Origin of the sequence: Chitinophaga flava, assembly GCF_003308995.1 — a bacterium.
GTDB classification, from domain to species: Bacteria; Bacteroidota; Bacteroidia; order Chitinophagales; family Chitinophagaceae; genus Chitinophaga; species Chitinophaga flava.
In genome coordinates this window covers 632,428-644,951 of sequence record NZ_QFFJ01000001.1, presented here as the reverse complement: position 1 = coordinate 644,951, position 12,524 = coordinate 632,428, and the positions used below count along the sequence as shown (strand labels likewise).

The 12,524-nt window shown below is 49.0% G+C and carries 10 protein-coding genes and 1 pseudogene; 7 read left to right on the top strand and 4 right to left on the bottom strand.

The features are described 5' to 3' along the window. Window positions 1-28: 28 nt before the first annotated feature. Genes DF182_RS02310 through DF182_RS02295 form a run of 4 tightly spaced genes read right to left on the bottom strand, consistent with a single transcriptional unit; the run spans window position 29 to window position 5,394 of the window. Window positions 29-1,132: a LacI family DNA-binding transcriptional regulator gene (locus DF182_RS02310; RefSeq protein ID WP_113614068.1), complete on the bottom strand. Its 1,104-nt coding sequence runs from the start codon at window positions 1,130-1,132 to the stop codon at window positions 29-31. A gap of 34 nt (window positions 1,133-1,166) precedes the next feature. Next, window positions 1,167-2,543, bottom strand: coding sequence for a putative oxidoreductase C-terminal domain-containing protein (locus tag DF182_RS02305; protein ID WP_211327030.1), 1,377 nt, complete (start codon window positions 2,541-2,543; stop codon window positions 1,167-1,169). Window positions 2,544-2,561: 18 nt separating this feature from the next. Then, window positions 2,562-4,103, bottom strand: a complete 1,542-nt coding sequence (locus tag DF182_RS02300) for a PQQ-dependent sugar dehydrogenase (protein WP_113614066.1) — start codon at window positions 4,101-4,103, stop codon at window positions 2,562-2,564. A 25-nt stretch (window positions 4,104-4,128) separates the two neighbouring features. Beyond that, window positions 4,129-5,394, bottom strand: coding sequence for an Nramp family divalent metal transporter (locus tag DF182_RS02295; protein WP_245957352.1), 1,266 nt, complete (start codon window positions 5,392-5,394; stop codon window positions 4,129-4,131). Between the two features lie 353 nt (window positions 5,395-5,747). Between DF182_RS02295 and DF182_RS02285 the strand changes: the two genes are divergently transcribed. From DF182_RS02285 to DF182_RS02260, 7 genes and pseudogenes are all read left to right on the top strand, one after another. After that, entirely contained in the window at window positions 5,748-6,758 is a 1,011-nt protein-coding gene (locus DF182_RS02285) for a Gfo/Idh/MocA family protein (protein ID WP_113614063.1), read from the top strand. Window positions 6,759-6,795: 37 nt separating this feature from the next. After that, window positions 6,796-7,281: pseudogene (locus tag DF182_RS32825) on the top strand (Gfo/Idh/MocA family oxidoreductase); the annotation flags it as partial. Between the two features lie 6 nt (window positions 7,282-7,287). Next, entirely contained in the window at window positions 7,288-8,136 is an 849-nt protein-coding gene (locus tag DF182_RS32820) for a Gfo/Idh/MocA family protein (RefSeq protein WP_394337283.1), read from the top strand. Between the two features lie 26 nt (window positions 8,137-8,162). Continuing rightward, window positions 8,163-9,497, top strand: a complete 1,335-nt coding sequence (locus DF182_RS02275) for a sugar MFS transporter (RefSeq protein WP_113614061.1) — start codon at window positions 8,163-8,165, stop codon at window positions 9,495-9,497. Beyond that, entirely contained in the window at window positions 9,478-10,677 is a 1,200-nt protein-coding gene (nagA, locus tag DF182_RS02270; protein WP_113614060.1) for an N-acetylglucosamine-6-phosphate deacetylase, read from the top strand. Before DF182_RS02275 ends, nagA begins: the two co-directional genes overlap by 20 nt. Window positions 10,678-10,693: 16 nt before the next feature. Further along, window positions 10,694-11,476: a glucosamine-6-phosphate deaminase gene (locus DF182_RS02265; RefSeq protein ID WP_113614059.1), complete on the top strand. Its 783-nt coding sequence runs from the start codon at window positions 10,694-10,696 to the stop codon at window positions 11,474-11,476. Between the two features lie 7 nt (window positions 11,477-11,483). Then, the gene (locus tag DF182_RS02260) at window positions 11,484-12,503 is read left to right on the top strand and encodes an NAD-dependent epimerase/dehydratase family protein (RefSeq protein WP_113614058.1); all 1,020 of its coding nucleotides are present in this window, start codon (window positions 11,484-11,486) and stop codon (window positions 12,501-12,503) included. The last annotated feature ends 21 nt before the right edge of the window (window positions 12,504-12,524 follow it).

Here is a 12,524-nt window from a genome sequence, read left to right as displayed (position 1 = left end):
GGCGAAAAACTAAAATCATTTTTTAACCTCACTTTCTTCGCTTATCAGGAGAATCAGTAAAATCATATAAATCACAATAAAACTGATGATTTTCTTTGGTGATGATATCAATAGGCATAAAATGTGTTTTTTCTACCGGTACTTTCAGCACAAGACTCTGATATAAAGCCATGATGCCGCGATAGCCCTGTTCTTGCGGCTGCTGACAGATGAGGAAATCGATGTGGCCCTGATCGAGGCGTAGCACATTTTCCTGCGTGAAGTCATAACCAATGAGCAGGGTATCTTTTTTGCCTTTTTTTTCGAGATAGTGGGAAACAGCCGCTACTCTGGAGTTGGTGACAAAAATGGCTTTGATGCCGGGGTGATGTTGCAGCGCTTTCGATAATTCTTTTTCGATAGATCGCTGGTCTGTTTGCCGGATATCGCATTTGATGACCGGCCTTTTGCTGTCTTTGAAGTAGGCTCTCAACCCTTCTTCTTTTCGCAGGAGGTGGTGATGGTCTTCTATTTCCCGGGAGATGTTGAGCACGAGTATGCCGCTGTGGCGCGGTGTGCAATAATGGACGAGCTGTCCGGCCTGATAACCGCTGCGAAAGAGGTCGGGACCTATATAACAGAGGCTTTCCTGTTGAGGAATATCTGAATTGATAAAAACGTAGGGGATGTTCAGTTTACTACAGGAACGGATAAACGAAACAGATTCTTCTATAAACGAAGGAGCCAGTAAAATGCCATCAGCAGGATCTTTCAGCATCTGTTTGGCCGTCTTCACAAAAGATTTCCGGTCATTCAGGTCAAAGTAATAAGGTTCTATTTTTACCCCAAACTGTTTGATCTCTTCTTCTGCTTTCTGAATGCCGGCCAGTGGCAGGGTCCAGAAGTCGGTTTCTTCGGAGGAGACTTTCGGGATAAGCGTAGCGAGACGCAGCACCTTTCGGGATGCTAGTCGTCTCGCCAGTATATTCGGTTGGTAGTTCAGTTCCTGTATGATCTGTTCTATTTTGTTTTTTGTTTTGAGGGAAACACCTGGCCGGTTATGGATAACCCTGTCCACTGTAGCGATAGCTACATTGGCTCTTCTGGCGATTTCCTTTACGCCGAGGGGTTGTTCGGCCGCTTTTTTCTTCATGATAAAAATGGTTATAATTTTTGCAAATATAAGGCTACTGACGGGACGCTGTTTGTTGGGCTAAAGTGAGCGCCTGTGTGGTAGTGTAGTATTTGGCCAGCATATTGGGTACTTCCCAGGCAGGCATGTTGTTGTTCCGTATATATTCCAGGAACTGCTGCATCACCTTGCCGAAAAGGGCTTCGTGTTTTTTAGCCAGTGTTTCCGGTATTACCACTTCCCAGCCTTTGTCATTTTTTTTGAGAGACAGGCCTGGGTATTTATGTGTCAGCGCAGCAATACGGGATTCCACCATTTTCGTATAGGTGCTGTCGTGACAGTGAGTGGATTCTATGTACAATACTGGTTTGTATTGTTGTTCGGCGCCCTGGCGGATGATCAGGGATGCGAGGCTTCCGCGGAGCAGGGAATAATGTGTGTCGCCGGTACCTTCAGGCGCCTGGTAGTTCCAGGTAACGGATATATTGGCATGTATTCCTTTGATGGTATAGTCAAAGGCGCCATTGGCATATACTTGCAGTATGCTGTCTTTGCTGATGTTTTTATGCAGATATTCAGGGAAGCTGTTTTGTCCGGTAATGTCTGAATACTGTTGCAATGTCATGGGAGTGGCCCAGCGTCTGGCGCTGTCTACGTGTATGTCTGTACGGTAGTGGATGGTTTGCTCCGGGAAACAAGTCCACTGCACGAGATCTACAAGGTGGGTGGTCACATCTACAATCCCTTCTCCCTGCTGTGTTTCATCAACATACCATGCAGGACGTACCATGGTTTTGCCGGCTACCAGTTTTTTGAAATGATGAACGCTGTTTTTTACCACAGAAGGGTCTTGCTGACTGCCTGGCTCCAATGTGCCAAATACATCGGGGAGCAGTGCCAGTTCACGCTGGAGGGTATTACGGATTTCATAACGTTCTGTCATGATATCATACAGCTGTACTTTTTTATCGGCGGCTTCCTGAAAGGCGGCCTGCAGGGAATCGAAGCTGGCGGCGTCTATAGCCATGGGCTTGTCTGCCAGCACATGTTGCCCGGCATGTACAGAACGGCGTATATACGTTGCCTTTAGCCGGTTGTTACCGGCGATCACCACAATATTTCCGGGCGGCTGTTGCAGCATTTTCTCCAGATAGTCGTGACCGGTATATACGTCGGTAGCCCAGTGTACGGGCGGATCGGTTTGTTGATTGAACCGCTCAATACTGGCCAGGTATTGTTTTACTTCCGGACCTTCCGGTGTAAACACCCGGATGGTGGAGTCTATACCGGGATACATCTGTTGTTGTACCAGAGAGGCATGGAAGTGCCCGGGATCTAAAGCGATCAGGTGCATGGCGGATTGTTTTTGATGGCTAGTACCGCAAGACAATAATGCGGTGGTTATGGTGGCAAAGATAATATTTTGCTTCATGGTGGCAGGTTTCATTTGTCAGTGCTGTTTTGTTTTGGTGACGGTGTCAGTGCTGATGCTGTCGGCGCTGTTGCCCCAGCTGCTGCGGATGTAAGTGGCCACGGCCGCGATCTCTTCATCTTTCAGGAAGTTGAAGGCGGGCATTTGTTCACTGTAGGTGCTGGTTTTGCTTTTGGTATCGCCGCTGCGGCCCTGCAGGATGGTTTGTATCAGCGGCTTCGCATCGCCGGTCACCAGCTTATTGCCTGCCAGGGCTGGGAAGGAGGACGGTACACCTTTGCCATCTGGTTTATGACAGGCTTCACAATAATTTTTGTAGATGCCGGCGCCTGAACTGGCAGCAGTTACGGTAGCAGCTTTGGCTGTTTCGCGTGTAGCCGTGGCCGGTACCTTCTCTCCCGGACGGAGTGCAGCGATGCGCAGGATACGGTCGTCATGTGGCAACGGGAATCCTTTACCCGGGTTCCAGTCGCGGTTACTGGTGGCGATATAGACATCGCCTTCCGGAGAAATGCAGATATCCCGCAGACGGCCGTACTTACCGGAGAAATAGATGTCTTCACTGGTAACAGCATCCTGGGTGCTGCTGAGGTGTATCACATGGAGACTGGCAGCTTTCAAAGTGCCCAGCAGGAGGCTGTTTTTCCATTCCGGTATTTTATCGGAGTGATAGTAGTCTATACCTGCGGGTGCTATCGTAGGTGTCCAGGCTTTGAGTGGTGCGATGAAAGGGAAGGAGTCGGCATGGGCTTTTTCATCCGGACGGTCTGCATAACCTTCTATGCTGGGCCATCCGTAGTAGCCGGCTTTTTGAATGAGGTTCAGTTCATCATCGGTGGCGTCGCCATGTTCGGAGGCAAAGAGCCGGCCTTTATCGGTAAACACGAGGCCCTGAATATTACGATGTCCTCTGGACCAGAGGTAGTTGCCAGGATAAGGATTATCTGAAGGTACTGTACCGTCGATGTTGAGGCGTAACACTTTACCATTCAGCGATGCAGTGTCTGGTGCAAGCTGATCATGGGCGGCATCACCGGTAGAAAGCAACACTTTACCATCCGGAGAGATGGCCACACGGGAGCCGTTATGTCCGGTATTACCGGGCAGCTCCAGCAGTAGCAGCGGGTCTTTCAGGGTATCGGTGGTATAGGTATAACGCACCAGCCGTGATACGATGGAAGAGTCTTTGTTGAGATGGGTATAGTCTACAAAAACATAAGGCAGCTTTTTATCCGGATGTATGGCCATACCCAAGAGGCCCAGTGTGCGCTGACGGTATACATCAGGGATGCTGAGTAACAGTTTTTTTACGCCGGTATGCGGATCTACTTTACTGATAGTGCCGCTTTGTTCGGTGTACCAGATCTGGTTGTCGGGGCCCCAGGCTATTTCCCAGGGTACGTTTAGGTCTGATACGATGGTGCTGATGCCGAGTGTGGTCTTGTCCAGTTGAAGGGTAGCTTCTATCGGCTGTTGAAAGCCGCTCGTGGAGGGTCTTAGCAGGAAATAGATGCCTGTGGCAAATACCAGGATCAGCAGGAGGATACGGATACGTTTCATATACGCGGTAACTTGTAAGGATGGTTTACGAAAAGAACAGGGTGATGGCGTTGCTTACGGCCAGCAGGAGCATCACTATCAGCCCGATGGCGCCGGCGATGTTGGTGAAGGTGTTGTTTTTCAGCGGTCCCATGACGGTGGCGTCATTGGCTACAAGATAGAGCGCAATGCCGATAAACGGTACGATAAAAATGGTGACAGCCTGTGCAAGCACAATCAGTTCCAGTGGCAGCTTGCCAAAAGTGATAGCCACACTGGCGCCGATGATCATGATAACGGCAATGAATGTACGAACTATGCCGGAGCTGAGTTGCCCGCCATAACCGAGGGCGTCTCCCAGTAAGGTGCCACCCAGGGCTGCATTACCTAGCAGGGAAGAAAAGGAAGCGCCAAAGAGGCCTACCAGGAATAATCCGGAAGCGGCGTTGCCAAATACGGGTTCCAGTGCGATGGCCATATCGGTGGCGTTATTGATTTTGATGCCGGCGGGGTGTAATACCGTAGCGGCGCAGATCATCACGGTGGCGCTCATGAAGCCAAGTATCAGCATACCGGGCAATGTCTCTTTTCCGGTGAGGCTAACCTCTGGTCTTAAACGTTTACGCTCCTGTACCAGATAGGATTGATAGATAGCGCCCACAATAGAGAAGCAGGAGGCCATAAAGGCGATGATAAGTTTTTGTGAACCCGTAGGTACGGTCGGAACAAAACCGGTGGCAATGCCCGTTACAGGGGGGTGGGAGAGGATCATCGTTACCATAAAGGCAAACAACATCATGATAATAAGTCCTATCATAATTTTTTCCAGCATCTTATAGAAGGTGCGGAAAAACAGGATGCTGATACCAGCGATATTACAGACGATGATCCAGATGGTTTTGCTGGAATGGGTGGCTTCTGCCAGTGTGATACCGGCGCCAATAGAGTTGCCGGCCTGAAAGGAGGCTGTTACCAGGAATACACCCACTCCGATGACGATGCGTGCCGGTATCCCCCATTTGCGGCTGATGGTGCTGAGTAAGGATTCGCTGGTGGCGATGCCCACCCGTGCAGCCATGGTGGTGAAGATGATCATGAAGAAGATAGCTACCGCCACAATCCATAATAAGGAGAAACCATAGCTTGCGCCCATAATAGAAGCGATGGTGACTTTGCTGGGTCCGAATACCAGTGCGGCGGTGATGAGTCCTGGCCCGAGTGATTGTAACCAGGCCTTATAGCTATGTTTTTTTTGAACGTTGCCGTTGGCAGTTGCCGGCGTTTTTTCCATTGTTGTTCCAGGTGATGACATCAGGTTGATTTTTACTTTTTTCAGATGTATGCAGATACCTGCTGATATAGGGATGATATCCCTTGTAGTATTGATTTTGGATGATGATCGGCATTTTTCCGGGTACGTTACCGAAAGATAGGTACATTCTTCGGGAAATAAAAGAAAGCGTTTATCATTTTTTATAAAAAAACATTGTGCAATCTCAAAAAAAGAAGTATTTTTCGGGTACGTACCCGGAAAATGAAATTTATTACTCCGGAATGAAGTGATCAACTGAAATTTACAAGAGAGGCCAACTGTGAACAGATATATAATAGGACACCGGTAAGTGTAGTCCTTACAATTATAAAAGTATCCGCAAAAATTCCAACATGAAAAACAGTCGCCGCAACTTTATCCGTAATACCGCGCTGGCCGGCATCGGAGCAGGTTTATTAGGAAACCTCCGGCCCTTGTATGGCATGAATACCAGTCATTCTGATAAACTGATCCGCATCGGTATCATCGGCCTCGATACTTCCCATGCAATCGCTTTCACCAAAAATTTCAACAACCCGGTAACAGTACCCGGTCTGGAAGGAATGAAAGTAGTGGCGGCCTTTCCGCAAACAAGCCCCGACATCGAGCTGAATAAAAAACGACTGCCAGGGTATATCGAACAAGTAAAAGCAATGGGAGTGGAGATCGTGGATTCAATGGCTGCACTATTGGAAAAAGCAGATGTGATATTGCTGGAATCCAATGATGGCCGTCCGCATCTGGCACAAGCTATGCCGGTCATCAAAGCAGGGAAAAAAATCTTCATTGATAAACCCCTGGCGGCATCACTCGCAGATGGTATTGCCATTGTAAAGGCAGCAAAAAAGTACAACGCACCAATGTTTTCTTCTTCTGCCCTGCGTTTTATGGACAGCGTCAAACAAGTACAACAGGGAGCTATCGGTAAAGTAACCGGTGCTGATACTTTCAGTCCTGCCGCCCTGGAAAAAACACATCCCGATTTGTTCTGGTATGGTATCCACGGAGTAGAAACGCTGTTCGCGGTAATGGGCAGCGGCTGCAAAACCGTTACCCGCTTTAATACCCCCGGTAATGATGTGGTAGTAGGACAGTGGAGCGATGATCGCATCGGCACGTTCAGAGGTACCCGCAACAGTCCCGATGATTTTGGCGGCCGCGTATTCGGCGAAAAAGGCAATCAGCTGTTAGGCCCTTTTAAAGGCTACGATGCACTGCTGCAGGAGATCGCCACCTTTTTCCGTACAGGCGTGCCTCCGGTAAAACCGGAAGAGACACTGGAGATCCTGGCGTTTATGGAAGCGGCCGAAGAAAGCAAACGTAAAGGCGGAAAACCCGTTGCCCTGCCCGCCATCAATATTTAATAACCTGTAATTCCAATACCCAAAAATCTGAAAGCTTATGAAGGCGTCCCGTAGAGACTTCCTGAAAAAAACAACCAAAGGTACTGCTGCCATCATGCTGGGTGGTATGCTGCCGGGTTTCAGTGCAGCCAGTTATGCACGTATCATGGGTTCCAACGAACGTGTACGTGTAGGTATGATGGGCGTAAATTCCCGCGGTCTTGCATTGGCCAACAACTATGCCCGCCAAAAAAATTGTGAAGTGGTATCTGTTTCTGATGTGGATACCCGCGCAGCAGAAAAATGTATCGACAGCGTTTTTAAAATCACACAGGCCAAACCCAAGGCAGTACCCGATTTCCGGAAAGCCCTTGAAAATAAAAACATGGATGCACTGGTGGTAGCGGCACCAGACCACTGGCATGCACCGGCCGCCATCCTGGCTGCCAAGGCAGGCAAACATGTATACCTCGAAAAACCCTGTAGCCACAATCCGTATGAAGGAGAGCTGCTCGTAAAAGTAGCAGAAAAATATAAAGCGGTCATCCAGATGGGCAATCAGCGCCGTTCCTGGCCAAATGTGGAAGCTGCCATCCGTGAGGTACGTGGTGGTACTATCGGGCGGGCTTACTTCGCTAAAGGCTGGTATACCAACAACCGTGAATCTATTGGCCGCGGTAAAGAGATCGATGTGCCGGCATGGCTCAACTATGACCTGTGGCAGGGACCTGCGCCCCGCCGCCCGCTCAAAGACAACCTTATCCATTACAACTGGCACTGGTTCTGGAACTGGGGTACCGGTGAAGCACTCAATAATGGCACCCATATGATTGACCTCATGCGTTGGGGCCTTGGCGTGGAATATCCCAGCCGCGTTACCTCTGCGGGGGGCCGTTACCGTTACCAGGATGATTGGGAAACCCCTGACACACAAGTGATCACGCTGGAGTTTCCCAATAATACCAGCATGACCTGGGAAGGCCGTAGCTGTAACGGGCGTACCGTGGAAGGTAACTCTGTAGGTGTTATTTTCTATGGAGAAAAAGGCTCTCTGGTAATCGACGGTAACGCCTATACGATTTATGATCTGGAGAATAAAGTAGTAAAAGAAGTAAAAAACCAGGTTATCATCGATCCGCGCAATCTGATGAATCCCGCTGAAACACTGGATGCGCTGCATATTCAGAATTTCTTTGAAGGTATCCGTAAAGGCTCTCCACTGAATGCAGACATTCTGGGTGGTTATCAAAGTACACTGTTATGCCAGCTGGGCAATATCGCACTGCGTACCGGCAATGCCCTGCATATCGATACCAGCAACGGGCATATCCTGAATGATGCCGCGGCACAACAATACTGGAAACGGGAGTACCAGCCAGGATGGGAACCAACCTTGTAATTCTAAAATCGTAATTCGTAATTGATATGAGTCGTCGTGATACCGTGATTTCTATCCTGATCATCGGAATGCTCTTCTTTATCTTCGGCTTCGTAACCTGGGTGAATGCCATTCTGATACCGTATTTTAAGATTGCCTGTGAGCTGACCAATTTTCAATCTTACCTTGTAGCCTTCGCTTTTTATATTTCCTATTTTATTATGTCGGTCCCTTCTTCTTACCTGCTGAAGGCAGTGGGATTTAAGAAGGGCATTATGATCGGCTTCTGGACGATGTCTTTGGGTGCGGCTATTTTTATTCCGGCAGCAATGACCCGAACTTATGAGGTGTTTCTGTTAGGACTATTTACCATCGGGTTGGGGCTGGCGGTATTGCAAACAGCTGCCAATCCCTACATCACGATACTGGGCCCTAAGGAAAGCGCGGCACAACGTATCAGTATCATGGGGATCTGCAACAAGGGCGCAGGTATTATCGCGCCGTTGATCTTTGCTGCTGTGATATTAAAGCCTACTGACAGCGGTTTGTTTGCACAACTGCAACATGTGACGGGCGCCGCTAAGGAAGCAGCTCTCGATGAACTGATCCGCAGAGTGATCACGCCTTATACTGTAGTGGCAGCTGTCTTGTTTATGTTGGGGTTGCTGGTGCGTTATTCTCCTTTGCCGGATATTAATACTGAGCAGGAAGACGGGGCGGTAGCGATGGCCAATGCGGGCAAGAAAAATATTTTTGGATTCCCGCATCTGATACTCGGAGCTGTGGCCATTTTTCTGCATGTAGGCACGCAGGTGGTAGCTATTGATACCATTATTGGTTATGCCACCACCATGCATATTCCCTTGATGGAAGCCAAAACATTTCCCTCCTATACGTTATTTGTCACCATCTGCGGTTATCTGCTGGGCATTATAACGATCCCGCGTATACTGAGTCAGGTCAATGCTTTGCGTATCTGTACGGTATTAGGCGCTTTATTTACACTGGGCATTATTTACATGCGGGGAGAAGTAAAACTGCTGGGACATACTACTGATATCTCCATCTGGTTTGTAGCGCTGCTGGGTTTTGCTAATTCGTTGGTATGGGCTGGTATCTGGCCACTGGCGCTGGATGGCCTGGGACGTTTCACTAAATTGGGAGCTTCCCTGATGATCATGGGGTTAAGCGGCAATGCTATGCTGCCTCCTTTGTATGGTTATTTTGCAGACAGGTATGATGTGCGTCATGCTTATTGGGTGCTGTTTCCCTGTTATCTGTACCTGATTTTTTACGCGTTTTATGGTCATCGTATCAGACAGTGGACCAGTTCTATAAAAATTCAACCGGAAAAACAGTTGCATGGAACAGAGAAAGTATAAGATTGTCAATGGCCATATTATCACACCTTACCGGATCATACGTAATGGTACGCTGATTACAGAAGGCAGGCGTATTCTGGCGGTGAGTGAACGGGATGTGGAAATGCCTGATGCGACGGTGATAGATGCAGGTGGACAGTATGTGTCTCCGGGGTTTATAGATCTGCATATCCATGGTGGCGGTGGTTATGATTTTATGGATGGTACGGTGGAAGCTTTTCTTAAAGTAGCGGAGAAACATCTGGAATATGGTACCACTACGATGGTGCCTACTACACTGAGTAGTGACAGGGCCAGTTTACTCAAGGCGCTCGAAATATATGAAGCCGCACATGCACAGAATACTACCGGCGCCCGTTTTGCCGGGCTTCACCTGGAAGGTCCTTATGTAGCCATGAGCCAGCGGGGAGCACAGGACCCGCGTTATATCCGTAATCCGGAAGAAGCCGAATATATGGAAGTGCTGGCCGCATCAGATGCAGTGGTACGCTGGAGTGCTGCCCCGGAGCTGCCGGGAGCATTACCTTTTGGCCGTTATCTCCGTTCCCGCGGTATACTCGCCGCCGCCGCGCATACTGATGCTATTTATGAAGAAATGCTGGAAGCTTACGAGAACGGCTATACGCATATTACCCATTTGTATTCTGCCATGTCCAGTGTCACACGCCGCAACGCCTTTCGTTATGCCGGTGTGGTAGAAGCAGCTTTCCTGATTGATAATATGACAGTAGAGATCATCGCTGATGGGATTCACCTGCCGGCTCCTTTATTAAAGCTGGTGTATAAGATCAAAGGACCAGGTAAAACGGCGCTGATCACCGATGCCATGCGTGCCGCGGGAATGCCGCCAGGGGAGAGCGTTTTAGGGGGATTGCATAATGGTATAAAGGTGTTGGTGGAAGATGGAGTAGCTAAACTGCCGGACCGTACTTCATTTGCCGGCAGTGTGGCCACAGCGGACAGACTGGTGCGTACCATGGTGCAACTGGCCGAAGTGCCCTTGCAGGAGGCCATACAGATGATCACGGCCACACCGGCGTCTATTGCTGGTATAGATGACAGGAAAGGATCTCTGGTAGCAGGTAAAGATGCTGATATTGTTTTTTTTGATGAACAGATACAGGTAAGTACCGTTTTTATAGAAGGAGAACAGATGTACGGTAAAGAGACAACGTTGTAAAAGAAATTTCTTAGTCATGCGATCATTTAAGACAGATACATTAGAGGTACAGATACATCCTTCCCGTATAGTCATGGGCGTTGTTGCTGCAGACAAGGTCGCCACCAGGATCTGGCAGCTGCTGAAAGAACAGCCTTTTGTCAACATCATCTTTGCTGCCGCGCCTTCCCAGCAGGAGTTCCTGGAAGCGTTGATATTGCAGCCGGGAATCGAATGGGAGAGAGTGAACGCTTTTCATATGGATGAATACGTAGGTCTGGCGGCCGATGCTCCACAGGGCTTCGGCAACTTCCTGAAGGAACGTATTTTTTCCAGGCTCCCTTTCCGGGAAGTGTTTTATCTCGATGGCAATGCTGTGGATACGGCTTCGGAATGCAGTCGCTATGCTGCTTTATTGCAAGCGTATCCTCCCGATATCGTGAACATGGGCATCGGCGAAAATACACACATCGCCTTCAACGATCCGCATGTAGCGGATTTCAACGATCCGGCTTTGGTAAAGGTGGTGGACCTTGATGAGGCTTGCCGCCAGCAACAGGTCAACGACGGCTGTTTCTCCAACATCACGCTCGTACCACGTTATGCCCTCACGCTTACGGTTCCTGCGTTGATGCGTGGCCGTTATATCTATTGTATGGTACCTGGCAAAAATAAAGCTGCTGCCGTAAAACATACAGTCCATGGCGCTATACAGGAACAATATCCATCTACCGCGCTGCGCAGGCATCCGGCAGCCATACTGTTTCTGGACAGCGACAGCGCGCAACAAATCAGTTTATCATCTTTCAACATAAAATAAAAACAATATGAGCGAAAATATACAGGCGGCAGTGGAAACACTGCTGCAGCCGTCAGCTGCGCTGGTGGCGGAAATGGCGGCACTGGAAGGAGATATCCTTATCCTGGGTGTGGGCGGTAAAATAGGCCCTAGTCTGGCTAAACTGGCCAAACAGGCAATTGACAAATCCGGTGTGCCCCGCAAGGTGATAGGCGTATCCAGGCTTACAGAGCCAGGTTTAAAGGAACAGCTGGAACAAGATGGTATCGAAACCATCGCCGCTGATCTGATGAATGAAGAAGATCTGGCTGCACTACCGGACGTAAAAAATGTATTATACCTCGCCGGTACTAAATTCGGTACCACCGGCAAAGAAGCCTTCACCTGGGCTATGAATACCTATCTGCCGGGAAGAGTGGCGGAAAAATACCGTAACTCCCGGATTGTGGTGTACTCTACCGGTAACGTATATCCGCTGACACCGGTGCTGGCTGGTGGCGCAGATGAATCGATGGCGCCCGCTCCGGTAGGAGAATACGGACAGTCTTGTCTGGGAAGGGAAAGAGTGTTTCAGCATTTCTCCGGAAAATACAATACGCCGTTGCTGGTATACCGGCTCAATTATGCCAACGATCTGCAATACGGCGTACTGCTCGAAATCGCTAAGTCCGTACGCGATGGTAAACCCATCGATTTGCGCATGGGGCATGTGAATGTTATCTGGCAGGGCGATGCCAATGAAATGGCGCTGCGTAGTTTTACACATTGTGCCGTGCCAGCCAAACTGCTGAATATCACCGGGCCTGAAACAGCGCCGGTACGCTGGATCGCCGGAGAGTTTGGTAAGATCTTCGGAAAAGCACCGGTATTTCTGCATGAAGAAGAAGCCACTGCCTTGTTAAGTAATGCTGCAGAAAGTTTCCGTTTGTTTGGTTATCCCAAAGTATCGCTGAAGGAAATGATAGGGCTTACTGCGGCCTGGATGGAACAGGGCGGCCGTACTATCTCCAAGGCAACTCATTTCCAGGAAAGGGAAGGACAGTTCTAACATCAATGAAAAAATAAAAAA